Genomic DNA, 22,232 nt, shown 5'->3' on the forward strand with positions numbered 1-22,232 from the left:
TCGGACGCCTTCGCTGGCAAGCCAGCTCCTACAGTTGATGGTGGTGTCCTTGTAGGAGCTGGCTTGCCAGCGAAGAGGGCAGTCCAGCCACCTCAAGACTTAACTGGATACTCGCGATGCATCTGTTCGAGCAACGCATCCTTGTCCTGCCACAGCTGGTTGATCCAGCCCTGGAATTGCAGGCGGTACTCACCGTCCTGGTCGTAGTTCTTGCCGATAAACTGCGGTGGAATCTTCAGCTCTTCAAAGTGCACCACGACGTCTGCAACGTTTCCACACAGCAAATCCCAGAAACCCGGGCGCCCGGCCGGGTAGTGGATGGTCACGTTGACGATGGATTCGAGTTGTTCGCCCATCGCATCCAGCACAAAGGCAATGCCGCCGGCCTTGGGCTTGAGCAAGTACTTGAAGGGTGACTGCTGTTGCTTGTGCTTGCCCTCGGTGAAGCGCGTGCCTTCGACGAAGTTGAAAATGCCCACCGGGTTGTTGCGGAATTTCGCGCAGGTCTTGCGCGTGGTTTGCAGGTCCTTGCCTTTCTTTTCCGGGTGCTTCTCCAGGTAGGCCTTGGAGTAGCGCTTCATGAACGGAAAGCCCAGCGCCCACCAGGCCAGGCCGATCACCGGGACCCAGATCAGCTCCTGCTTGAGAAAGAACTTCAGCGGTTGAATGCGTCGGTTGAGCACGTATTGCAACACCAGGATGTCGACCCAGCTCTGGTGGTTGCTGGTGATCAGGTACGAGTGCTGGTAGTCGAGGCCTTGCAGGCCGCTGAGGTGCCAGCGGGTGCGGCGTACCAGGTTCATCCAGCCTTTGTTGAGGCTGATCCAGGCTTCGTGGGTATGGCTCATCAGCCAGCCCGCTAGGCGCTGGGTGAGGGCGAACGGCAAGACCTTGACCAGCGCCACGCAGAACAGGAACGAGCAAAGCAAAATCGTATTCAATGCCAATAGCAGCGAGGCGATCACGCCCCGCAGCGGGGCGGGTAGGAAGTCCAGCATTTACACATCCATAGGTCGGTTGGCGGCTTGAATCGCAGTCAGGGCGATGGTGTAGACGATGTCATCGACCTGCGCGCCGCGCGGCAAATCGTTCACCGGTTTGCGCAGGCCTTGCAGCATCGGCCCGAGGCTGACGCAGTCGGCACTGCGCTGCACGGCTTTGTGCGTGGTATTGCCGGTGTTGAGGTCGGGGAACACGAACACCGTGGCACGACCGGCCACCTGGCTGTTGGGCGCCAGTTGCCGGGCGACGCTTTCGTTGGCGGCGGCGTCGTACTGCAACGGGCCGTCGATCAGCAGCGAGTGCTGTTGTTCGTGGGCCAGCAGGGTCGCTTCGCGGACCTTCTCGACTTCTTCGCCGCTGGCCGATTCGCCGCTGGAGTAACTGATCATCGCCACCCGCGGCGTAATGCCGAAAGCCGCCGCCGAGTCGGCGCTTTGCAGGGCGATCTCGGCCAGTTCGCTGGCGCTCGGGTGCGGGTTCATCACGCAGTCGCCGTAGACCAGCACTTCCTCGGGGAACAGCATGAAGAACACCGACGACACCAACGTGCAGCCCGGCGCGGTTTTAATCAGCTGCAAGGCCGGGCGAATGGTGTTGGCGGTGGTGTTGATCACGCCCGAGACGAGGCCGTCGACTTCATCCAGCGCCAGCATCATGGTGCCGATCACCACGGTGTCTTCCAGTTGTTGCTCGGCCATCGGCGCGTTGAGGCTTTTGCTTTTGCGCAGCGCGACCATCGGCTCGACGTAGCGTTCGCGGATCGAGTCCGGATCGATAATTTCCAGCCCCGGCGGCAGTTCGATGCCCTGGGCGCGGGCAACGGCTTGCACGTCCTCGGGCTTGGCCAGCAACACGCAACGAGCAATGCCCCGGGCCTGGCAGATTGCGGCAGCTTGCACGGTCAGCGGCTCGCTGCCTTCGGGCAAGACGATGCGCTTGTTGGCAGCCTGGGCACGCTGGATCAATCGATAACGGAACACCGCCGGCGACAGGCGCATCTCGCGCGGTGTACCGCAGCGCTGGTGCAGCCAGTTGGCATCGAGGTGGCTGGCGATGAAGTCGGTGATGATTTCGGCGCGCTCGCGGTCGTCGATGGGGATTTCCTTGTTCAAGCCGTTGAGCAGGTTGGCGGTGTCGTAGGAACCGGTACTCACCGACAACACCGGCAAACCTGCCTGCAGGGCACCGCGGCACAGGTCCATGATGCGCGGGTCGGGCAGGGTGTCGCTGGTCAGCAGCAGGCCAGCCAGCGGTACGCCGTTCAAGGCCGCGAGGCTGACGGCGAGGATGATGTCGTCGCGGTCGCCGGGGGTCACCACCAGCACGCCGGGCTTGAGCAGCTCCACGGTGTTGCGCATGGTGCGGGCGCAGATGATGATCTTGGTCATGCGCCGGGTTTCGTAATCACCGGCGTTGAGCACTTGCGCGCCCATCAGGTCGGCGACATCGCGTGTGCGCGGGGCGTTGAGTTCCGGCTGGAACGGAATGCAGCCGAGCAAGCGGAAATCACCACTGCGCAACAGCGGCGAATGCTCCTTCAGGCGCGTGGCGAAAGCCTCCATGCTTTCCTCGGTCTTGACCTTGTTGAGGATCACGCCAAGGACTTTCGGGTCTTTCGGGCCGCCAAACAATTGCGCCTGCAATTCGACGCGACCGGAGAGTTCGGTCAGCACTTCGTTTTCCGGGGCCGAGACCAGGATCACTTCGGCGTCGAGGCTCTTGGCCAGGTGCAGATTGACCCTTGCGGCGTAGCTGGCGCTGCGGGTCGGCACCATGCCTTCGACGATCAGCACGTCCTTGCCGATGGCGGCCTGCTGATACAGGGTGATGATTTCTTCGAGCAACTCATCGAGCTGGCCGTCGCCGAGCATGCGCTCGACATGAGCCAGGCCCAGCGGCTGGGGCGGTTTCAAGCCGTGGGTGCGGGCCACCAGTTCGGTGGAACGTTCCGGGCCAGTGTCGCCCGGATGCGGCTGGGCAATCGGTTTGAAAAAGCCGACCTTGAGCCCGGCCCGCTCAAGGGTGCGCACCAGCCCGAGGCTGATGGAGGTCAGACCCACGCCAAAATCGGTGGGTGCGATAAAAAAAGTTTGCATGCGGATTCTCTGAAGGAGCAGGCAAAGGTGATCGTCTATTGAAATGGCGATCTACCGAAATTCAGTCGACAAGGTTATCGCTTACCGAGCCTTGTGCACACCAACCGCAATCGAAGGGTCGGCCTATTTTTTCCTGGCGTTGCGCAGAGTCCATGACCCAGGCGCGCGATTGCCAGGGCGGCTGGTGCCGCAGGTGTTGGGTATGGCCGCAGGAAAGCTCGACCACCCAGTGGCCGTCCTCGTCCTGATGAAAGCCTGTGACCGTTGAATTCCGTCTGTCCGGGTTGTGTTCGCTTTCAGACGATTGCTTCGCTAAACTTGGCCTTTCAATCTTCTTATGCAAAAGGTCTCGCCCCATGCTGATCGCCGCCAATAAGGCTGTCTCCATCGACTATACCCTGACCAACGACGCTGGTGAGGTCATCGACAGCTCCGCCGGCGGCGCGCCGCTGGTCTACCTGCAAGGCGCAGGCAACATCATCCCGGGCCTGGAAAAAGCCCTGGAAGGCAAGGCTGTCGGCGACGAGCTGACCGTAGCCGTTGAACCTGAAGACGCTTATGGCGAATACGCTGCCGAACTGGTCAGCACCCTGAGCCGCAGCATGTTCGAGGGCGTTGATGAACTGGAAGTGGGCATGCAGTTCCACGCTTCCGCGCCGGACGGCCAAATGCAGATCGTGACCATCCGTGATCTGGACGGCGACGACGTCACCGTTGACGGCAACCACCCATTGGCCGGTCAGCGCCTGAATTTCCAGGTCAAGATCGTTGCCATTCGTGACGCCAGCCAGGAAGAAATCGCGCATGGCCACGTCCATGGCGAAGGTGGCCATCACCACTGATTTCTGCGCTAAGCTCAGAGATAACTGGAGAGGCGCCCTGTGGGCGCCTTTTTAGTCTGCGGTTGTCCCTGACGACACCGCCAAGTAGCTGTTTCGAAAAGAACACGGGAATCTGGAGTACGTCATGAGTGCTTTTCACGACCTTAAATTGACAGCCCTGGATGGTCAGGAGCTACCTCTGGCGCCTTTCAAAGGCCAAGTCGTGCTGGTGGTCAACGTCGCCTCCAAATGCGGCCTGACTTCGCAGTACGCGGCGCTGGAAAACCTCTATCAGCAATACAAGGCAAAAGGTTTCAGCGTGCTGGGCTTGCCGTGCAACCAGTTTGCCGGGCAAGAGCCAGGGACCGAGCAAGAGATCAAAGACTTCTGCAGCCTCAACTATGGCGTGACCTTTCCGTTGTCCAGCAAGCTGGAAGTCAACGGCCATGACCGTCATCAGTTGTATCGCCTGCTGGCGGGCGAGGGTGCGGAGTTTCCCGGGGACATCACCTGGAACTTCGAGAAATTCCTGCTGGGCAAGGACGGCCGGGTCCTGGCGCGTTTCTCGCCTCGCACCGCACCGGATGATCCAACCATCGTCCACGCCATCGAAAAAGCATTGAGCTGATTCCCCCTGTAGGAGTTGGCTTGCCAGCGAATTCGGTGTCCCTGACACACCGCGTCGCCTGATTCGCCAGCAAGCCGGCTCCTACATCATTTACTATCTTTTGCTGCTTAATCACTGCAATCAATAATGCTGTTCAAACCGACGCCCACTCCATATTATCGCCGTCATAAAGTTAACCCTGTGGAGCGTCCCATGCCTGTCAAAGCCCTGTTCAAACCGTTCCAGCTCGGCACTCTCGAGCTGCCGACTCGCGTCGTCATGGCGCCGATGACCCGCTCCTTTTCGCCGGGCGGCGTGCCTAACTCCAAAGTGATCGAATACTACCGTCGCCGTGCCGCGGCAGGTGTCGGCCTGATCATCACCGAAGGCACCACCGTCGGTCACAAGGCTTCCAACGGCTACCCGAACGTTCCACATTTCTACGGTGAAGCGGCCCTGGCCGGCTGGAAGAAAGTCGTCGACGCGGTGCACGCCGAAGGTGGCAAGATCGTGCCGCAGTTGTGGCACGTGGGCAGCGTGCGCCGTATCGGCACCGAGCCGGACGCCAGTGTCCCGGGTTATGGTCCGTCGGAAAAACTCAAAGACGGTCAGGTCGTGGTGCACGGCATGAGCAAGCAGGATATCCAGGACGTAATCGTCGCGTTCGCCCAGGCCGCCAAGGATGCCCAGAGCATCGGCATGGATGGCGTGGAAATCCACGGCGCCCACGGTTACCTGGTCGACCAGTTCTTCTGGGAGGGCAGCAACCAGCGCACCGACGAATACGGCGGCAGCCTGGCCAATCGTTCGCGTTTCGCCATTGAATTGATTCAGGCCGTGCGGGCCGCGGTCGGTGAAGGGTTCCCGATCATCTTCCGTTTCTCCCAGTGGAAGCAGCAGGACTACACCGCGCGACTGGTACAAACCTCGCAAGCACTGGGCGAGTTCCTCAAGCCGTTGTCTGACGCCGGCGTAGATATTTTCCACTGCTCGACTCGCCGTTTCTGGGAACCGGAATTCGACGGCTCCGAGCTGAACCTGGCCGGCTGGACCCGCCAGCTCACCGGCAAGCCAACCATCACCGTGGGCAGCGTCGGCCTGGATGGCGAGTTCCTGCAATTCATGGTCAACACCGACAAGGTCGCGCAACCAGCCAGCCTGGAAAAACTGCTGGAACGCCTGAACAACGAAGAGTTCGACCTGGTGGCGGTGGGGCGTGCGTTGCTGGTGGACCCAGACTGGGCGCAGAAAGTGCGTGATGGTCGTGAGGAAGACATCCTGCCGTTCAGCCGCGAGGCGTTGATGTCGCTGGTTTAAGCGACGTCTGGAAGGGCCCCTTCGCTGGCAAGCCAGCTCCTACAATTTTAATTTCAGCGCCGTCTGATCCTGTAGGAGCTGGCTTGCCAGCGAAGCTTTTCAAGGCAACAACGCAACATCCGGTAATATTTGTCGCTGCATGCAAGCCCCGCGCAACTGCCCCTCGAACTGCTCGATGATCGTCGCCCAGCCCTGGCGACTGGCATGCTGGCGTGCGTTGAGCCGCACGCTGCGCAAGGTTTCCCTGTCCTCCAGCAGCCATGCCGCTGCATCGCAAAACGCCCCTTCGTCCCCCGGCATCGCCAATACGCCGTTGTAGCCATGGCGAATATGCTGGGCCGCTGCTGCCTGGTCGTAGGCCACCACCCCGAGCCCCGAGGCCAGGGCTTCAAGCACCACGTTGCCAAAGGTTTCCGTCAGGCTGGGAAACAAAAAAACGTCGCCCGACGCATAGTGGCAAGCCAAGGCTTCGCCCCGTTGCGTGCCGCAGAAAATCGCCTCGGGCATTTGGTTCTGCAGTTCCTGGCGCTGCGGGCCGTCGCCGACCACGATCAGTTTCAGGCTGCGCTGGGGATAACTCGCCTTGAGGGTATTGAAGGTGCGCTCGAGCAGCCCGAGATTTTTTTCCGGGGCCAGGCGTCCGACGTGAATCACGGCGATGTCGTCTTCGGCCAATCCCCATTGCTCGCGCAGGGCATTCAGGCGTTTGGCCGGGTGAAACAGTTCACTGTCGACGCCGCGGGACAGCAGCGCCAGTCTCTCGAAATGCCGTCGCTCCAACTCCATGCGCTGACTGACGCTAGGCACCAGGGTCATGGTCGAGCGGTTATGGAACCAACGCAGATAGTGAGTCAGCAGGCGCGTGAGCAGCCCGAGCCCGTACTGGTGGGAGTACTGCTGGAAATTGGTGTGGAAACCGCTGACCACGCAAATCCCCAGGCGCCGTGCCGCACGCAAGGCCGACAGGCCCAGTGGCCCTTCGGTGGCGATGTAGAGCACGTCCGGGCGATGACGTGTCCAGCGCCGCAGCAACTTGTGCATCGACGACTGGCCCCATTGCAGGCCGGGATAGCCCGGAAGCGGCCAACCGCGGCACAGCAGCAATTCGTCGTCGCTGCCCAGTTGCTGGTCGCAACCCTGACGCGGCCGCACCAGTTCCACCTGATGCCCGCGCGAGCGCAAACCGTCGCACAAGCGACCCAGGGTATTGGCCACGCCGTTGATTTCCGGTGGGAAGGTTTCGGTGATCAGGGTGATATGCAGAGCTGTCGTCATGACCCCAGTGTCGACTGGGGCCATGTCGTCAGTGTGACGTGCGGATGATGGATTTATGACGCTAGCGTTGGGTCACCAGGTTTTCCGCGCCGCGTTCGCGCACCCAGAACAGCGTCGCCCCGGCCACGGCGGCCGGCATCATCAGGATGTTGACCACCGGGATCAGCAGCACCAGGTAGACGATCCCGCCGAAACTCATGCTCTGCCAGCGCTTCTGGCGCAGCCAGGCGAGCATCTCGTTCCAGCCCAGTTTATGGTTGTCGGCCGGGTAGTCGATGTACTGAATCGCCATCATCCATACGCCGAACAACAGCCACAGCGGCGCGGCGACGATGTTGACCACCGGGATGAACGAGAGGATGAACAAGCCGATGGCTCGAGGCAGGAAGTAGCCGAGCTTGCGCATCTCCCGAGCCAGGGTGCGCGGGATCATCGCGATCAACTCGCCCCAGCTGAAGGCCGGGAAGTCGTCGGTGCCACGCACTACCACTTCAACCTTCTCCGCGAGGAAACCGTTGAACGGTGCGGCAATGACGTTGGCCAGCATGGTGAAAGTGAAGAACACCATCAGTACGACGAGGACCACGAACAGCGGCCAGAGGATGTAGCTGAGAAAACTCAGCCAGTCGGGCAGCGACGGCATCAACGTGTCGACCCACAGGCTGAATTGGTGACCAGCCAGGTAGATCAATCCGACGAACAGCACCAGGTTGATCGCCAGCGGTAACAGGACGAATAAACGCAAGCCGGGGCTCAGGACCAGCTTGAGGCCTTCGCGCAGGTATTGCGGGCCGGACAGAACAGGGGCGGGCATAAGGTGCTCCGGACAAAGGGAAAACGCGCCGACCTTACCGACTTTGCCTGACAGGCGAAAGCACGGCGGTGGTATCGACATTCACTGTAACAAAGACGTCTATAAACTCGCTTGGATGGCATAGAGACCACCTATGAGCTGGATTGTTAAACCGTATTTCCTTAATCTTCGCCCCCTCGATACGCTTCACCCATCTTTTTACAGGACGGTCGGGTTCAAGCCTTCCCCAAGCGCGTTCAACCGTTCTTTTTTATTCCCGCCGGCAATCCGGCGTTCCGCGCCAGGTGTTCCGGGCCGGTCAACAGGAGCAGGTCATGTCTGAAGTCCGTCATTCGCGAGTGATTATTCTCGGTTCCGGCCCTGCCGGTTACAGCGCTGCGGTCTACGCCGCCCGTGCCAACCTCAAGCCACTGCTGATCACCGGCATGCAGGCCGGCGGTCAACTGACCACCACCACCGAAGTCGACAACTGGCCGGGCGACGTGCACGGCCTGACCGGCCCGGCGCTGATGGAGCGGATGCGCGAGCACGCCGAGCGCTTTGAAACCGAGATCGTATTCGATCACATCAATGCCGTGGACTTCGCTGCCAAGCCTTACACCCTGACCGGCGACAGCGCGACCTACACCTGCGACGCCCTGATCATCGCCACCGGCGCCAGCGCTCGTTACCTGGGCCTGCCATCGGAAGAAGCGTTCATGGGCAAAGGTGTTTCGGCCTGCGCGACCTGCGACGGTTTCTTCTACCGCAACAAGCCTGTGGCTGTGGTCGGTGGCGGCAACACCGCGGTTGAAGAAGCCCTGTACCTGGCCAACATCGCCAGCAAGGTGACCCTGATCCACCGTCGCGAAACCTTCCGCGCCGAGAAGATCCTGATCGACAAGCTCAACGCCCGTGTTGCCGAAGGCAAGATCGAACTGAAGCTGAACGCGACCCTGGACGAAGTACTGGGCGACAACATGGGCGTGACCGGTGCGCGCCTGAAGAACAACGACGGCAGCTTCGACGAAGTGAAAGTCGACGGCGTGTTCATCGCCATCGGCCACACCCCGAACACCTCGCTGTTCGAAGGCCAGTTGAGCCTGAAAGACGGTTACCTGGTGGTGCAGGGCGGTCGTGACGGCAACGCCACTGCCACCAACCTGGAAGGCATCTTCGCTGCCGGTGACGTGGCTGATCACGTGTACCGTCAGGCCATCACCTCGGCCGGCGCAGGCTGCATGGCGGCACTGGATGCCGAGCGCTACCTCGACAACCTGCAGAACGCTTGATGCGGCGGTCGTCGAAATGAAAAAACCGGCTTCGGCCGGTTTTTTTGTGCGCGCGAAAATGTGATTAACCCTGTAGGAGCGAGCCTGCTCGCGATGGTCTATCAGACACATTGATATCGACTGACACGCCATCGCGAGCAGGCTCGCTCCTACAGGGGTTGGGGGTTCAGGTCAGTTTTGCCAGGCACGCCTCGAGGATATCCAGCCCTTCCTCCAGCACCACCGCTTCGATGGTCAATGGCGCCAGCAAGCGAATGATGTGTCGCGACTTGCCGCTGGGCATCAACAGCAAACCGGCGTTCCGTGCCAGGGCCAGCAGTTGGGTCAGTTGCGCCGCCGCGGGCGAGCCGTCGGTGTTGATCAACTCGATGCCACGCATGGCGCCGACCCCGGTCAGGCGTCCGAGGTACGGCGTCAGGTTGTTCGCACGCCAGGTGGCATGGCGGCCGACGATCGCCTCCTCCTGCTGGACCCCCCAGGCGTGCAGATTGGCATCGGTCATTTCATCCAGCGTCGCCAATGCAGCCGCGCAGGCGATGGGATTGCCAGAGTAAGTGCCACCCAGTCCGCCCTTGGGCAGGTTGTCCAGCAGCGCTTTGCGCCCGACCACCGCACCCAGCGGCACGCCGCCGGCGATGCTTTTGCCGAGCAGGATCAGGTCCGGTTCGATGCCCAGTCGCGAGAACGCGAACCGCTGGCCGGTGCGACCGAAGCCAGACTGGATTTCATCGGCAATCAGCACAATGCCCTTGTCATCGCAGAACGTGCGCAGCGCCTGGGCGAACTCGATGTCCATGGCCAGGAAACCCGCTTCGCCCTGCACCGGCTCAACGATAAAGCAGGCGACGTCGTCGACATCGATCTCGACGCTGAACAGGCGCTCCATGGCTTTGAGGGCCTCGGCGCAATTGATGCCGTTGTCCGGGCTGGGGAAGGGCAGGTGATACACCGGCCCCGGCAGTACGCCGACTTTCTGTTTGTAGGGCGCGACTTTGCCGTTGAGGTTGAGGGTGGCCAGTGTGCGGCCATGGAAGGCGCCATCGAAAGCAACGACCGCCGTGCGACCGGTGGCGCCACGCACGATTTTCAGGGCGTTTTCCGCCGCTTCCGCGCCACTGTTGGTGAGCATGCCGCTGACCGGATAATCCACTGGCATGAACGCGCTGAGGCGATCCATCAGTTCGAGGTAAGGCACATGGGGCGCCGCGTTGAACGCATAATGGGTCAGCCGGGTGGCCTGTTCGCGAATGGCCTCGACGATGCGCGGGTGGCAATGGCCCAGGTTCAGCACGCCGATACCGCCGACAAAGTCGATGTAGCGTTTGCCAGCGGTGTCCCAGACCTCGGCGTTTTTGCCGTGGCTGAGGGTGACGGGGTGAACGATGTTGATCGACTGGCTGATGGTTTCGCTGTGCATGAAGGGCCGGCTCGGTAGAAGAAGGACTTCTTTTATCTAAGCCGTGAGCAGTGGTGCCGGGCAAACGAATTAAAGTGCTCGGGTCAATCTTAAAAGTCGGGTTGTGCTGTTTAAGCACAACCGACCCTGTAGGAGTTGGCTTGCCAGCGAAGGCGTCCGCAAGAACGCTGCAAGGCTCAATGGCGCCTTCGCCGGCAAGCCGGCTCCTACAGGGTTCGCGGTTTATTTGCGGGTCAGCGGTGGCTGGGTGAATTTCACGCCGGCCAGACCATGAGCAATCAGCGCGCGGATATTGCCGTGGTCGCTGCCGTCCGGTGTTGCCAGTACCGAGCGGTAATGTTCGCCGAATGCCAGCAGGGCTTCTTCATCGCTCAATCCTTCGAGCAATGCCAGGCCGAGGGTCTTGCACGAGCCTTCGTTCTGCCCGGCCGCGTTTTCCACGCCGCCGTTGTTGAAGGCCTGAGGCTGGTAGTCGTAGCCGGCGGCAATGAACGCCAGGGTGTCGGCGAAGGCGTGTTCGCCGCTCTTGAGGCTGGCGCGCAGGGTATTCAGATCACTCATTGGGTTTTCCTTTGGCGAACGCCGCTTGTTGTTCGGCGCTGGCTTCTTGCTGGTATAGGGCTTTCCATTCGGCGTACGGCATGCCGTAAACCACTTCGCGGGCGTCGTCGAGGCTTACCTCGATCTGGCGTTCGTCGGCGGCTGCCTTGTACCACTTGGACAGGCAGTTGCGACAGAAACCCGAGAGGTTCATCAGGTCGATGTTCTGCACATCCTTGCGGTTGTCCAGGTGGGCCACGAGCCGGCGGAAAGCAGCGGCTTCGAGTTCCAGGCGTTGTTGATCGTTCATGGCGGTCTCGGCGATACAGCTTCAAGCGGCAAGGCTTGAAGCTGCAAGAAGGTTTGCGTTGGGGCGAATTCTACCGCTTGCGCCTGCAAGCTTGAAGCTCAGCGACTTGCCGCAAGCGTAATCGACACCGACTCGGCGAAGCGCAGTGCGTGTGGCTTGTCGACTTCGACTTCGGCGTAGAGCACCGAAACGTTGGCCATCACCAGGTCGAGGATTTCCTGGGTCAGGCGTTCGAGCAGGGCAAAGCGGTTGCCTTCCACGTGGGCGATGATCGCCTTGGTGATGGTCCGGTAGTTCAACGCGTGATCGATGTCGTTGTCGCGCACGGCTTCCTGGGCGGCGTACAGGATGGTCAGGTTGATCAACACATCCTGCTTGTTGAGGATTTCATCCTCGTTGATCCCGATGTAGGTGCGCAGGCACAGGTCCTTGACCCGGATGCGTGCCATGCCTGGTTGAAGTTGTGGCATTACTACTTGCTCCGTCCAATCAATTGCAGGAACTCCTGGCGGGTATTGCTCGACTCGCGGAAGGCGCCGAGCATCACCGAGGTGTTCATGGTCGAATTCTGTTTCTCGACGCCGCGCATCATCATGCACATGTGCCTGGCCTCGATGACCACGCCGACACCGGCCGCGCCGGTCACCTGCTGCACCGCGTCGGCGATTTGCCGGGTGAGGTTTTCCTGGATCTGCAGGCGCCGGGCGAACATGTCCACCAGCCGCGCGATCTTCGACAGGCCCAGCACCTTGCCCGTTGGAATATAAGCCACATGTGCCTTGCCGATGAAGGGCAGCATGTGGTGTTCGCACAGCGAGTACAACTCGATGTTGTCGACGATGACCATTTCATCGTTGTCGGAGGCGAACAGCGCGCCATTGACGATCTCTTCGACACTTTGCTCATAGCCATGGCAAAGGTACTGCATGGCCTTGGCCGCGCGCATTGGTGTATCGAGCAAACCTTCGCGGTCGGGGTTTTCGCCGAGGCCGATGAGGATTTCACGGTAATTCTGGGGCAGGGATAACGTCATGGAAAATCCTCGCGGGACACTTATTTGATGTGCCTTCCGCCGTTGACGGTCAGGGTGGTGCCGGTGACATAAGGGTTGTCGAGCAGGTAGCGCAGGCTCTGGTAGATCACTTCGCTGCCGGGCTCGATGGCCAGCGCAGACTTGGCCAGCGCCTCGGCGCGGTAGGCCGCGTCGTCCTCAGGGTTGAACAGTAGCAGGGCCGGCGCGATCCCGTTGACCTTGATGGCTGGCGCGTACCGGGCCGCAAACGACAGGGTCAGGCTATCGAGCCCGGCTTTGCTGGCGCAATAGCCGATGTGCTTGCTGCTGCCCTTGCGGGTCACGTCATCGCTGATGTGCACGATGTCTGCAGGGCGCGAGCGTTGCAGCAGGTCGGCGCAATGCAGGTTGATCAGGTAGGGCGCCAGCATGTGTACGTTGAACATGCGGGTGAAGGCGGTGGCGTCGGTGTCCGGTGTTTCGGCCAGCCACTCGGAGGCGTTGTGGACAATCGCCCTGAGGCTGTCGGTGTGGGTCCTCAGTTCGCTGATGAAGGCGAGGATCCCGGTTTCACTGGCGAAGTCCGCGAACACCGCCGTGGCGCCGAGATCGCGCAAGGCTTGCACCCCGGGTCGTTCGCTGCGGTAGCTGAATATCAGGCGGTGGCCGTCCTCCAACAATCGCCGGGCGCAGTGCAGGCCGACACGCTGGCCGGCGCCGGTGATGAGGATTGGGGCTGCGGAAGAAGTCATGGACGGCTCGCATCGCGGTAAGTGCAAAACTATACCAGCGACGGGCGCGCACTATCTATTGCCGGTTTCGACGACTGTAGGAGCGAGCCTGCTCGCGAAAGCGGTGTGTCAGGCGGCATAGGTGTTGTCTGTTCTGACACCTCGCGAGCAGGCTCGCTCCTACAGGGAATAAATGTGGTCAGTGGTTTTGTTGGGCGGGTTCGACAGGCAAACGCCGCGCTGGCGCGCTGTTCAACCAGTTGGCCAACAGCCGGGTCGACAGCGGAATGAAGACATACACCATCAACGGGGTCAGGCACAGGGTGCTGATGAACACGCGGGGAAGCAGCGCCATGTCGCCCAGCAGCGGGCCAAGCACAAAGTTGAACAGCAGCGAGACCGGGAAGAATGCCAGCCAGATCGCCACGGCCTGTTTCCAGCGCGGCGGACGATGGCCGGCGGCGCCGAACCAGCCTTCGATACCGCTGACGCGGTGTTCCGTCGGGTGTGCGAACAGCTCGCTGCCGCGTGTGAGCCACGCGCTGCGCGAGGCGCAGTGCTCCCAGGCATGCAGGGTCTGCTCGTTGGCAAAGCGGAAGATAATCTGGAATTCGTCATCGCCGGGTGGTGGTTCGAGGACGCCGGAGCCCAGATAACCGGAAAAGTCCGTGGCCAGTTGTTCGCCTTCGCGCAGCCAGGCGATCAGGTCGTGATAACGCCCGTTGGCAACACGGCGGGCAACCATCAGCGTGACGGGAGGGGTAGACATTGTGTATCTCCGTAAGGCATTTGCGGCGTTCCGGGTAGGAACTTCGCCAGGCACAGCGCCGGGGTGGTGGGCTGCGGCTTGAAACAGGCAAGGATTATTCCTGATTCGTCCATTCGCGTCTGCGACGTTTACCTGCTCAATCGCGGCATGGAAGTATTTTTTTACGGAATCTTTACGGGACAGGGGCGTTAGAATGTAGCCCGGACGATACAAGGATGTTGCACAGGATGCCCCTACCTACAGACGTTGACTCTACAAAGGCTGCTTCTCTCGAACAGGAACAGCTTTTTCCCATTCGCGAAGTAGCGCGCCTGACCGGCGTCAATCCGGTCACGCTGCGAGCCTGGGAACGACGTTATGGCCTGATTGTGCCAACGCGCACCGAAAGTGGGCATCGTCTCTACTCGCTGTCCGATATCGAGCGCGTGCGCAGCATCCTCGACTGGATCAAGCGTGGCGTTGCCGTCAGCAAGATTGGCAAGATCCTGGCCAAGACCGCGCCGCTCCAGGCGTTGTCACACATCATCCCGAACCACCTCGTACAAGCCGATTACGCGCAATGGCAGCAGCAGGTGCTGGCGGCGGTCAACGGCTTTGACGACCTACGGCTGGAACAGGTCTACGGGCAAATTTTTTCCAGCTATGCCCTGCCGGAGGTGTTCCAGGACATCTTGATGCCTGTCTGGAAGCAACTGCAGCAAAACCAGGACCAGTTCGGCGGCGCCAGCGAGTGGTTGTTCCTGGATGGTTTCCTGCGTTCGCGGGTGGTGCAACGTCTGTTGCTGACGCGTGATAAGCAGCCGCGTCGTGTGGTCATCTGCGCCCTGGTCGGCCATTGTCGGGAACTGGAGTTACTGGTCGCCGCGCTGTTCCTGAGTGCGGGGCCTACGGCCGTTCGCGTGTTGAACATGGGCCAGCCGTTCGATGAACTGGCCCTGATGTGCGAACGGATCAAACCCCTGGCGCTGGTGCTGTTTTCCAATCACGTGCCGACGCCCGAGTTACCGCGGCGCCTGAATCGTCTGGCCATGAGCCTGGAGTGTCGATTGCTGCTGGCTGGCGATGCTTGCGATCTGGCGCAGGAGAGCCTGGCCGGGTCGTCGATCGGTTGCCTGGGCAATGAAGGAGATGTCATGAGCCAGCGTCTGAAACAGTTCCTGGCGGGCAGTCTGGATACTTGAGATTCAGAGGTGCAGGGCGGGATGGGTCAATCGATGCTGTTGCAGGATGAACTGGCGCAGGCGCTCGGTTTCATCGGTATCTGTCTGGCTCAGCTGATAGGCGTAGAAGCCGTGTTCATTTTCTCTTTCGAAGGTGCCGCGCAAGGCAATCCGTTCATAGCCTGACGGGCTGAACCACAGGGCGAAATGCTTCGGCGGTTTGGTCTTGTTGCGAACTTCCAGCAACACCCCTTTGCAGGACACTTCGTGCACCCACAGTGTGCCGGGTTGACCCTTGGCGTTTTCCAGGGCTACCGGCTCGTCCAGCACCAGGCGCCATGGGCGCACATTCGGCCCGTCTTCGTAGATGCTGGGGACGCCGACGCGCAGATGCATCGCATGAAACTCATCCTCCACCAGGTGCAGGGGGAAGGTCATTTGCTGGTTTTCGAAGCTGGCCTGGATGGTGACCTGCTCATGGGCCGCCAGGCGGGTGAGCAGGTCACGGATCTGCGACCCACCGTTGACGAGCAGGCTCGACGTCGCGTCCCGCACATTGAGCTGCGGGTTGTGTTGCATGGTCTGGATAAAATCCAGCTCGTCCTGGGTCAGGAGTGCGTCGCGGTGCATGGCCGGCTCGAAAGATATAGTTACAAAGTCATTGGTGATTGTAGTTACTGACAATTAATTCTGGATTTCGTTTTAACCGTTCGTCGCTTTGAGTGCCGCGAGTTCAGCCTGAAGTTCCGCCAGTTGCGCTTCAAGCGCAATGACGCGCTGTTGCGCCTTGACCTGCACCGTGACGTCCTTCTGCACGCCAACAAAATAAGTTTGTCCGTCAGCCGGGTTCTTCACCGTTGAAAGGGACAGTTCGTTCCAGAACGGTGTGCCGTCCTTGCGGTAGTTGCGAAGGATTTCCCGGCAAGCGCCTTCATTGTTCAGCGCATCGCGAATCAAGGGCAGGGCTTCCTGGTCGCGGTCCCCCGACTGGAGGAAGCGGCAATCCTGATAGAGGATTTCTTCGCGGGTGTAACCGGTCAGGCGTTCAAAGGCGGGGTTGACGTAGATGAGGATTTTGTCCTGTTCGCCTTCCTTTTCGGCGATCACGATGCCGTCGTTGGAGGCGTTGATCACCATTTGCAGCAGTTGTGCGTTAATCATCGAAGCGTCCTTTGCTGATTGATTGCTGATTGCATTCTAAAAGAATAATCACCCCCGTGCTGTTAATATCCGGGTCTTTCATACGGTTCAGGATCAGATTGATGAAAGTCGCCATCATTTCCGGCTCGGTCTATGGCACGGCCGAAGAAGTTGCCCGCCATGCCGCCAGCCTGTTGAAAGCCGCCGGTTTCGAAACCTTGCTCAACCCGCGCGCGACCCTCGCCGATCTCCAGGCGTTTGGTCCTGAGGCTCTATTGGCGGTGACCTCGACCACCGGCATGGGCGAGTTGCCGGACAACCTGCAACCCCTGTACTCGACCCTTCGTGACCAATTGCCTGCCGCCTGGCGCGGTTTGCCGGGTGCGGTGATCGGCTTGGGTGATGCCAGTTACGGCGATACGTTTTGTGGCGGTGGCGAGCAGATGCATGAATTGTTCGGTGAACTGGGCGTGCGCGAAGTCCTGCCGATGCTGCGCCTGGATGCCAGCGAAAGCGTCACCCCCGAGACGGATGCCGAGCCTTGGCTCGCGGACCTGATCAGCGCGTTGCGCGACTGATCGTCAGGCCCCCGCCAAAAAGGCTCGCCAGGGTTCTGACAGCGCAGCAAGACCTGCCTGTCAGCCCCTTGTTGGCGCCGGCGGGTTGACGCCCGACCTGATCCGCCTGGCCACTGACTCGCTAGGCCATCAAGCTGGCTGCCAATGCAACTACACGAACCGCAAGGCGTGACTAGACTCGGTATTTATTGGAAACACTCCATAATAAAAACACCGAGGTTCCGTGCCGTGACTGTAGCTCCTGTCCAATCGCCGCAGAGTGTCAAAGATCAGGTCAGTGCCGCTGAATGGCAGACGCGCGTCGATCTCGCTGCCTGCTATCGACTGGTTGCCCAACACGGTTGGGATGACCTGATCTTCACCCATATCTCCGCCAAGGTGCCCGGCACCGAAGACTTCCTGATCAACCCGTTCGGCTTGATGTTTCACGAAATTACCGCATCGAGCCTGGTCAAGGTGGATCAGGCCGGCAACAAGTTGATGGACAGTCCCTACGAGATCAACCCGGCGGGTTACACCATCCACAGCGCCGTGCATGAAGTGCGTCACGATGTCGTTTGCGTCCTGCACACTCACACCGCTTCGGGGGTGGCCGTGTCGGCGCAGAAACAGGGTATTTTGCCAATCAGCCAACAGTCGTTATTCGTACTGTCCAGCCTGGCCTACCACGCCTATGAAGGGGTGGCGCTCAACCATGAAGAAAAAGTGCGGTTGCAGGCCGACCTCGGCGAAAACAACTTCCTGGTGCTGCACAACCACGGCCTGTTGACCTGCGGCAGCAGTATCGCCGACACGTTCCTGATGATGTTTACCTTTCAGCGGGCCTGCGACATTCAGGTCATGGCGCAGAACGGTGCTGCCGAACTGATTGCCATCGAACCGCAGATCCTGGCTGGCGCCAAAGCCATGATCGCGGGTGTTACCAGAAGTGCTCAAGGAATGGGCGGAGCGCTGGCCTGGCCGGCGCTGCTGCGCAAACTCGATAAACTGGACCCGGGTTATAAACTCTGATGGCACTCGCCGAGATCCCTCTGTGTGTCTGGCGCAAACGCAGCCAGACGTTCGTGTTCCAAGGCCATAGTATTCGCTACTGGACCGCAGGCCAGGGCGAGCCCTTGCTGCTCATCCACGGCTTTCCGACCGCCAGCTGGGACTGGCATTACCTGTGGCAGCCCTTGACCCAGCGCTTTCGCGTGATTGCCTGCGACATGCTCGGCTTCGGCGATTCGGCAAAACCTTCGAATCATGAATACAGCCTGCTCGAACAAGCAGACCTGCAACAGGCGCTGCTCGAACATCTGGAAGTCGAGCAACCGGTTCACCTGTTCGCTCACGACTACGGCGACAGCGTGGCCCAGGAGCTGCTGGCCCGGCACTACGAGAATCGGCTGGAACTGGCCAGTTGTGTGTTTCTCAACGGCGGGTTGTTTCCGGAAACCCATCGCCCGGTGCTGATGCAAAAACTCCTGCTCAGTCCGTTGGGCTGGATGATTGGCCGGGCGTTCAGCCGCGATGGCCTGGTGAAAAGCTTTCAGCAGATTTTCGGCCCGCAGACCCGTCCCAGCGAAAGCGAAATAGATGACTTCTGGAGCCTGGTCGCCAGCCACCGCGGACCACGGATCATGCACAAGTTGATCGCTTATATCCCGCAGCGACGTGTCTGGCGCGACCGCTGGGTGAGCGCGATGCAGCGCGGCGAGGTGCCATTGCGGCTGATCGATGGCGCGGTCGACCCGATCTCCGGCGAGCACATGGTCGATCGTTATTGCGAGCTGATCCCGGAGGCGGACGCGGTGCTGTTGCCCGGCATCGGCCATTACCCGCAGATTGAAGCGCCGTGCGAGGTGCTCAAGCATTACCTGGCGTTTCGCGACCAATTGCTCTCGCCGCCGCGCAAAGTCGCCTGCTCCTGATTCGGCATCGAACCTGCGCTGCTGTTTTTGTGGCGAGGGAGCTTGCTCCCGCTCGGCTGTGAAGCAGTCGCAATACTTGTGCCCCGATCGATTGCCTCAGGGCCGCTTCGCGTCCCAACGGGAGCAAGCTCCCTCGCCACAGGCGCGGCGTGTAACCTGTCGATCTGATCATCATCCCCCAGCCTTATCGCGCACCATTCAGCCTCCCCCCTGTTCATTGTGACCCGCCGCGCCCTGCCTGAAACTCAGGTTCATTGTCCCTTGGCCTGCTGGAGTCCCCCCATGAATGAGTCTGTGCGCTTCGAAGATAAAGTCGTGATCATCACCGGTGCCGGTGGTGGCCTGGGACGGGCGCATGCACTGTTGTTCGCCAAACAGGGCGCCAGGGTGCTGGTCAATGACCTGGGCGGTTCGACTCAGGGCGAGGGGGCCAACGCCTCGGCGGCTGATCGCGTGGTGGCCCAAATCCGCGAGGCCGGTGGTATCGCCGAGGCCAACCATGATTCGGTCACCGACGGTGACAAAATCGTCCAGAACGCCCTCGACGTCTTCGGGCGTGTCGACGTGGTGGTCAACAACGCCGGGATCCTGCGCGACAAGACCTTCCACAAAATGGAAGACGCTGACTGGGACCTGGTTTACCGCGTCCACGTCGAAGGCGCCTACAAAGTTACCCGCGCCGCCTGGCCGCACCTGCGCGAGCAAAACTACGGGCGGATTATCTTCACTGCATCGACCTCGGGCATCTACGGCAACTTCGGCCAGTCCAACTACGGCATGGCCAAGCTCGGTCTCTATGGCCTGACCCGCACCCTGGCCATCGAAGGCCGCAAGAACAACATCCTGGTCAACGCCATCGCCCCTACAGGTGGGACGCGCATGACCGAAGGCCTGATCCCGCCGCAAGTCTTCGAGCAGCTCAAGCCGGAACTGGTCAGCCCGCTGGTGGTGTACCTGGCCAGCGAGAACTGCCAGGAATCCTCCGGCCTGTTCGAGGTCGGCGGCGGCTGGATGGGCAAGGTCCGCTGGGAGCGCAGCCTCGGCGTCGGTTTTGATCCCCGGGCGGGGTTTTCCCCGGAAGACGTGGCGGCGAACTGGCAACAGATTTGCGACTTCGAGGGGGCGGCGCATCCGAAGGACAACATCGATGCGCTTAAGGAAATGATGGGGAACCTGCAGAAGTATTCGATCTGATCACCACTCTCGGCAGCGCCTGTCCGGGCGCTGCCTCTTCCAGGCTTGCGCCTGCGCTTGATAACACCGCCCATAAAAAAGGCCGCTGCAAACGCAGCGGCCAAGTAAGACGTTGGATCAAGGAGCTACAAATCAACGTCAGTGAACACGGGGCGGTCAATCGAATGGTTCAATTCACCTGAAATCTTTCAGTCACGGCACGGGCCGCTACTTTTTGCCTTGCTGCGATGTTTAGCGTAGCAGCCAGGCAAGAATATGCTCTTGGTGTTGTAGGAAAAATACCAATTCCGGACATGCACTGTTGCAGCGCGGGCAACAGTCGGTATTTGCCTGTGTGTCTCCTGGATGATGACGCCGTGCCAGTCATTCTTTGGAGGTACACAACGAATACCCCTTTGGTGCGCTTATCGGCCCCCGATACCCGGCAGTAGGGTGACGCCTTCTGTCACTCACCGGGGAAGACGCATGACAAAAACAACACTGCGCGCCATCTTCACACCGCCGGCGCTGGCGGCGGTCGCACTCGGCTGCTGCACCCACGCGCAGGCCCTTTCATTCAACATCGGGGAAATCGAGGGGACGTTCGACTCCTCGTTGTCGGTCGGCGCGAGCTGGGGCATGCGTGATGCGGACAACGCCCTGGTGGGCACGGTCAACGGCGGTTCCGGTCAGGCTTCGACCGGGGACGACGGACGATTGAATTTCGGCAAAGGCGAAACCTTCTCGAAGATCTTCAAGGGCATCCACGACCTGGAACTGAAGTACGGCGACACCGGCATGTTCGTGCGGGGCAAGTACTGGTACGACTTCGAACTCAAGGATGAAAGCCGCCCTTTCAAGGACATCAGCGATCACAATCGCAAGGAAGGCGCCAAGTCTTCAGGCGGGCAAATCCTCGATGCCTTCGTCTATCACAACTACTCCCTCGTCGATCAGCCCGGCACCGTGCGTGCAGGCAAACAGGTGGTCAGCTGGGGTGAAAGCACCTTCATCGGCAACTCGATCAACAGCATCAACCCGGTCGACGTCTCCGCGTTCCGCCGCCCGGGTGCCGAGATCAAGGAGGGCCTGATCCCGGTGAACATGCTGTTCGCTTCACAAGGGCTGACGGACAAGCTGACCGTGGAAGGTTTTTATCAACTGGAATGGGATCAGACGGTCGTCGATAACTGCGGCACCTTCTTTGGTGTCGATGTGGTGGCGGACGGTTGCACCACTGGCTACACCGTCGCCAGCCCGGCGATTGCACCGTTGCAGCCGATTGCGGCGGCCTTTGGCCAAGGCTTCGAGGTGAGCAAGGAGGGCGTGATCGTCCCCCGTGGTGGCGACCGCGATGCCCGGGATTCCGGGCAGTGGGGAACGGCATTGCGCTGGCTCGGGGATGACACCGAGTACGGCCTGTACTTCATGAATTACCACAGCCGCACGCCGAATGTCGGCACCACCACCGCCGGGCTCGGTACGCTCGCCAGCCTTCCAGGGATCATCGCGGCCGCCAACCGCATTGCCCCCGGCAGCGGTTCGGGCCTCGCCCAAAGCGTGATGCTCGGCCGCGGCCAGTATTACCTCGAATACCCGGAGGACATCCGTCTTTACGGCGCGAGTTTCTCCACCACGTTATCCACCGGCACGGCGTGGAGCGGGGAAATCAGCTACCGCCCCAACGCCCCGGTGCAGGTCAACAGCAACGACCTGACCCTGGCCATGCTCAATCCGATTGCCGGCGGTGCGGCGTCGCCGATCGCCACGACACCCGGGGCCGACAACAAAGGTTATCGCCGCAAGGAAATGACCCAAGTCCAGAGCACCCTGACGCACTTCATCGACCAGGTCGCCGGTGCGGATCGCCTGACCCTGGTCGGTGAAGCGGCGGTGGTTCGGGTCGGTGGGTTGGAGTCGCGTACCAAGCTGCGTTATGGCCGCGACTCGTTGTATGGCCAGTATGGCTTCAACGGCGATACCGGCGGCTTCGTGACCTCGACGTCATGGGGGTATCGCGGCCGGGCGATCCTCGACTACAACAACCTGATCGCCGGGATCAACGTCAGGCCCAACCTCTCGTGGTCTCACGATGTCTCCGGCTACGGCCCCAACGGCCTGTTCAACGAAGGCGCCAAGGCCATCAGCCTCGGGGTCGATGCGGACTATCGCAACACCTACACCGCGAGCCTCAGCTACACCGACTTTTTTGGCGGCGACTACAACGTCCTCACCGACCGTGACTTTCTGGCGCTGAGCTTCGGCGTCAACTTCTGACCTGGCTGA

General features: G+C 60.7%; 24 protein-coding genes. 10 read left to right on the top strand and 14 right to left on the bottom strand.

From position 1 onward, the window contains the following. Positions 1–92 precede the first annotated feature (92 nt). The 3 genes from J1D76_RS20415 to J1D76_RS20425 form a co-directional block, all read right to left on the bottom strand. Positions 93–998, bottom strand: a complete 906-nt coding sequence (locus tag J1D76_RS20415; protein WP_421140149.1) for an acyltransferase — start codon at positions 996–998, stop codon at positions 93–95. Further along, positions 999–3,098, bottom strand: coding sequence for a phosphate acetyltransferase (pta, locus tag J1D76_RS20420; protein WP_421140150.1), 2,100 nt, complete (start codon positions 3,096–3,098; stop codon positions 999–1,001). 61 nt (positions 3,099–3,159) lie between these two features. Next, positions 3,160–3,486 (bottom strand): DUF3565 domain-containing protein, encoded by a 327-nt coding sequence (locus tag J1D76_RS20425; RefSeq protein WP_421140151.1) that lies wholly within the window; start codon positions 3,484–3,486, stop codon positions 3,160–3,162. Between J1D76_RS20425 and J1D76_RS20430 the strand changes: the two genes are divergently transcribed. The 3 genes from J1D76_RS20430 to J1D76_RS20440 all read left to right on the top strand — a co-directional run bounded on the left by J1D76_RS20430 (position 3,455) and on the right by J1D76_RS20440 (position 5,843). Next, positions 3,455–3,940, top strand: coding sequence for an FKBP-type peptidyl-prolyl cis-trans isomerase (locus J1D76_RS20430; RefSeq protein ID WP_007942189.1), 486 nt, complete (start codon positions 3,455–3,457; stop codon positions 3,938–3,940). The two genes, J1D76_RS20425 and J1D76_RS20430, sit on opposite strands and share 32 nt — an antisense overlap. A 124-nt stretch (positions 3,941–4,064) precedes the next feature. Next, positions 4,065–4,547 (top strand): glutathione peroxidase, encoded by a 483-nt coding sequence (locus J1D76_RS20435; protein ID WP_421140153.1) that lies wholly within the window; start codon positions 4,065–4,067, stop codon positions 4,545–4,547. Positions 4,548–4,739: 192 nt separating this feature from the next. Then, a complete protein-coding gene (locus tag J1D76_RS20440) occupies positions 4,740–5,843 on the top strand; it encodes an NADH:flavin oxidoreductase (protein ID WP_421140154.1) in 1,104 nt (367 codons plus the stop codon). A 99-nt stretch (positions 5,844–5,942) separates the two neighbouring features. Here J1D76_RS20440 and J1D76_RS20445 read toward each other — a convergent pair whose 3' ends face one another. After that, positions 5,943–7,142, bottom strand: a complete 1,200-nt coding sequence (locus J1D76_RS20445) for a glycosyltransferase family 4 protein (RefSeq protein WP_421140156.1) — start codon at positions 7,140–7,142, stop codon at positions 5,943–5,945. 37 nt (positions 7,143–7,179) lie between these two features. Then, on the bottom strand, positions 7,180–7,932 hold the full coding sequence (gene cysZ, locus J1D76_RS20450) for a sulfate transporter CysZ (RefSeq protein WP_421140157.1): 753 nt from the start codon (positions 7,930–7,932) through the stop codon (positions 7,180–7,182). 314 nt (positions 7,933–8,246) lie between these two features. Here cysZ and trxB point away from each other — a divergent pair, with 314 nt between their 5' ends. Further along, on the top strand, positions 8,247–9,203 hold the full coding sequence (trxB, locus tag J1D76_RS20455; protein ID WP_421140159.1) for a thioredoxin-disulfide reductase: 957 nt from the start codon (positions 8,247–8,249) through the stop codon (positions 9,201–9,203). A gap of 166 nt (positions 9,204–9,369) precedes the next feature. On the opposite strand, the gene J1D76_RS20460 is transcribed toward trxB, so the two are convergent. The 7 genes from J1D76_RS20460 to J1D76_RS20490 all read right to left on the bottom strand — a co-directional run bounded on the left by J1D76_RS20460 (position 9,370) and on the right by J1D76_RS20490 (position 13,982). Beyond that, entirely contained in the window at positions 9,370–10,620 is a 1,251-nt protein-coding gene (locus J1D76_RS20460; RefSeq protein ID WP_421140160.1) for an aspartate aminotransferase family protein, read from the bottom strand. A gap of 222 nt (positions 10,621–10,842) precedes the next feature. Continuing rightward, complete coding sequence (locus J1D76_RS20465; RefSeq protein ID WP_421140162.1) at positions 10,843–11,181, bottom strand: HopJ type III effector protein; 339 nt, start codon at positions 11,179–11,181, stop codon at positions 10,843–10,845. Next, the gene (locus J1D76_RS20470; protein WP_421140163.1) at positions 11,174–11,470 is read right to left on the bottom strand and encodes a DUF1244 domain-containing protein; all 297 of its coding nucleotides are present in this window, start codon (positions 11,468–11,470) and stop codon (positions 11,174–11,176) included. Before J1D76_RS20470 ends, J1D76_RS20465 begins: the two co-directional genes overlap by 8 nt. Before the next feature lie 98 nt (positions 11,471–11,568). Beyond that, positions 11,569–11,940 carry a dihydroneopterin triphosphate 2'-epimerase gene (gene folX, locus J1D76_RS20475; protein WP_421140164.1) on the bottom strand — a complete coding sequence of 124 codons (372 nt, stop codon included), beginning with the start codon at positions 11,938–11,940 and terminating at the stop codon, positions 11,569–11,571. A gap of 2 nt (positions 11,941–11,942) precedes the next feature. Further along, on the bottom strand, positions 11,943–12,503 hold the full coding sequence (folE, locus tag J1D76_RS20480) for a GTP cyclohydrolase I FolE (protein ID WP_421140166.1): 561 nt from the start codon (positions 12,501–12,503) through the stop codon (positions 11,943–11,945). 20 nt (positions 12,504–12,523) lie between these two features. After that, positions 12,524–13,234, bottom strand: a complete 711-nt coding sequence (folM, locus tag J1D76_RS20485) for a dihydromonapterin reductase (protein ID WP_421140167.1) — start codon at positions 13,232–13,234, stop codon at positions 12,524–12,526. A 178-nt stretch (positions 13,235–13,412) separates the two neighbouring features. Then, positions 13,413–13,982, bottom strand: coding sequence for an antibiotic biosynthesis monooxygenase (locus J1D76_RS20490; RefSeq protein ID WP_421140168.1), 570 nt, complete (start codon positions 13,980–13,982; stop codon positions 13,413–13,415). 227 nt (positions 13,983–14,209) lie between these two features. On the opposite strand from J1D76_RS20490, the gene J1D76_RS20495 reads away from it, so the two are divergent. Continuing rightward, positions 14,210–15,163 carry a MerR family transcriptional regulator gene (locus J1D76_RS20495; protein WP_421140169.1) on the top strand — a complete coding sequence of 318 codons (954 nt, stop codon included), beginning with the start codon at positions 14,210–14,212 and terminating at the stop codon, positions 15,161–15,163. Positions 15,164–15,166: 3 nt separating this feature from the next. Here the strand turns inward: J1D76_RS20495 and J1D76_RS20500 are convergent, their stop codons facing one another. Together J1D76_RS20500 and J1D76_RS20505 are read right to left on the bottom strand one after the other, a co-directional pair. Beyond that, entirely contained in the window at positions 15,167–15,772 is a 606-nt protein-coding gene (locus J1D76_RS20500; protein WP_421140170.1) for a hypothetical protein, read from the bottom strand. A 72-nt stretch (positions 15,773–15,844) separates the two neighbouring features. Then, positions 15,845–16,303, bottom strand: a complete 459-nt coding sequence (locus J1D76_RS20505) for a PAS domain-containing protein (protein ID WP_421140171.1) — start codon at positions 16,301–16,303, stop codon at positions 15,845–15,847. 101 nt (positions 16,304–16,404) lie between these two features. Between J1D76_RS20505 and J1D76_RS20510 the strand changes: the two genes are divergently transcribed. From J1D76_RS20510 to J1D76_RS20530, 5 genes are all read left to right on the top strand, one after another. Next, a complete protein-coding gene (locus tag J1D76_RS20510; RefSeq protein WP_421140172.1) occupies positions 16,405–16,860 on the top strand; it encodes a flavodoxin in 456 nt (151 codons plus the stop codon). Between the two features lie 228 nt (positions 16,861–17,088). Then, a complete protein-coding gene (locus tag J1D76_RS20515) occupies positions 17,089–17,871 on the top strand; it encodes a class II aldolase/adducin family protein (protein WP_421140173.1) in 783 nt (260 codons plus the stop codon). Then, entirely contained in the window at positions 17,871–18,773 is a 903-nt protein-coding gene (locus J1D76_RS20520) for an alpha/beta fold hydrolase (protein WP_421140174.1), read from the top strand. The genes J1D76_RS20515 and J1D76_RS20520 overlap by 1 nt, the downstream gene beginning before the upstream one ends. Before the next feature lie 282 nt (positions 18,774–19,055). After that, on the top strand, positions 19,056–19,967 hold the full coding sequence (locus tag J1D76_RS20525) for an SDR family oxidoreductase (protein WP_421140175.1): 912 nt from the start codon (positions 19,056–19,058) through the stop codon (positions 19,965–19,967). Between the two features lie 465 nt (positions 19,968–20,432). Then, the gene (locus J1D76_RS20530; protein WP_421140177.1) at positions 20,433–22,223 is read left to right on the top strand and encodes a DUF1302 domain-containing protein; all 1,791 of its coding nucleotides are present in this window, start codon (positions 20,433–20,435) and stop codon (positions 22,221–22,223) included. Positions 22,224–22,232: the final 9 nt, after the last annotated feature.

This window comes from Pseudomonas sp. NFX15, from assembly GCF_049132105.1.
Lineage (GTDB): Bacteria > Pseudomonadota > Gammaproteobacteria > Pseudomonadales > Pseudomonadaceae > Aquipseudomonas.

Coding starts and splice junctions, on each gene's coding strand:
- J1D76_RS20415 (WP_421140149.1), bottom strand. CDS start 998: ATGCTGGACTTCCTACCCGCCCCGCTGCGGGGCGTGATCGCCTCGCTG.
- pta (WP_421140150.1), bottom strand. CDS start 3,098: ATGCAAACTTTTTTTATCGCACCCACCGATTTTGGCGTGGGTCTGACC.
- J1D76_RS20430 (WP_007942189.1), top strand. CDS start 3,455: ATGCTGATCGCCGCCAATAAGGCTGTCTCCATCGACTATACCCTGACC.
- J1D76_RS20425 (WP_421140151.1), bottom strand. CDS start 3,486: ATGGAGACAGCCTTATTGGCGGCGATCAGCATGGGGCGAGACCTTTTG.
- J1D76_RS20435 (WP_421140153.1), top strand. CDS start 4,065: ATGAGTGCTTTTCACGACCTTAAATTGACAGCCCTGGATGGTCAGGAG.
- J1D76_RS20440 (WP_421140154.1), top strand. CDS start 4,740: ATGCCTGTCAAAGCCCTGTTCAAACCGTTCCAGCTCGGCACTCTCGAG.
- J1D76_RS20445 (WP_421140156.1), bottom strand. CDS start 7,142: ATGGCCCCAGTCGACACTGGGGTCATGACGACAGCTCTGCATATCACC.
- cysZ (WP_421140157.1), bottom strand. CDS start 7,932: ATGCCCGCCCCTGTTCTGTCCGGCCCGCAATACCTGCGCGAAGGCCTC.
- trxB (WP_421140159.1), top strand. CDS start 8,247: ATGTCTGAAGTCCGTCATTCGCGAGTGATTATTCTCGGTTCCGGCCCT.
- J1D76_RS20460 (WP_421140160.1), bottom strand. CDS start 10,620: ATGCACAGCGAAACCATCAGCCAGTCGATCAACATCGTTCACCCCGTC.
- J1D76_RS20465 (WP_421140162.1), bottom strand. CDS start 11,181: ATGAGTGATCTGAATACCCTGCGCGCCAGCCTCAAGAGCGGCGAACAC.
- J1D76_RS20470 (WP_421140163.1), bottom strand. CDS start 11,470: ATGAACGATCAACAACGCCTGGAACTCGAAGCCGCTGCTTTCCGCCGG.
- folX (WP_421140164.1), bottom strand. CDS start 11,940: ATGCCACAACTTCAACCAGGCATGGCACGCATCCGGGTCAAGGACCTG.
- folE (WP_421140166.1), bottom strand. CDS start 12,503: ATGACGTTATCCCTGCCCCAGAATTACCGTGAAATCCTCATCGGCCTC.
- folM (WP_421140167.1), bottom strand. CDS start 13,234: ATGACTTCTTCCGCAGCCCCAATCCTCATCACCGGCGCCGGCCAGCGT.
- J1D76_RS20490 (WP_421140168.1), bottom strand. CDS start 13,982: ATGTCTACCCCTCCCGTCACGCTGATGGTTGCCCGCCGTGTTGCCAAC.
- J1D76_RS20495 (WP_421140169.1), top strand. CDS start 14,210: ATGCCCCTACCTACAGACGTTGACTCTACAAAGGCTGCTTCTCTCGAA.
- J1D76_RS20500 (WP_421140170.1), bottom strand. CDS start 15,772: ATGCACCGCGACGCACTCCTGACCCAGGACGAGCTGGATTTTATCCAG.
- J1D76_RS20505 (WP_421140171.1), bottom strand. CDS start 16,303: ATGATTAACGCACAACTGCTGCAAATGGTGATCAACGCCTCCAACGAC.
- J1D76_RS20510 (WP_421140172.1), top strand. CDS start 16,405: ATGAAAGTCGCCATCATTTCCGGCTCGGTCTATGGCACGGCCGAAGAA.
- J1D76_RS20520 (WP_421140174.1), top strand. CDS start 17,871: ATGGCACTCGCCGAGATCCCTCTGTGTGTCTGGCGCAAACGCAGCCAG.
- J1D76_RS20525 (WP_421140175.1), top strand. CDS start 19,056: ATGAATGAGTCTGTGCGCTTCGAAGATAAAGTCGTGATCATCACCGGT.
- J1D76_RS20530 (WP_421140177.1), top strand. CDS start 20,433: ATGACAAAAACAACACTGCGCGCCATCTTCACACCGCCGGCGCTGGCG.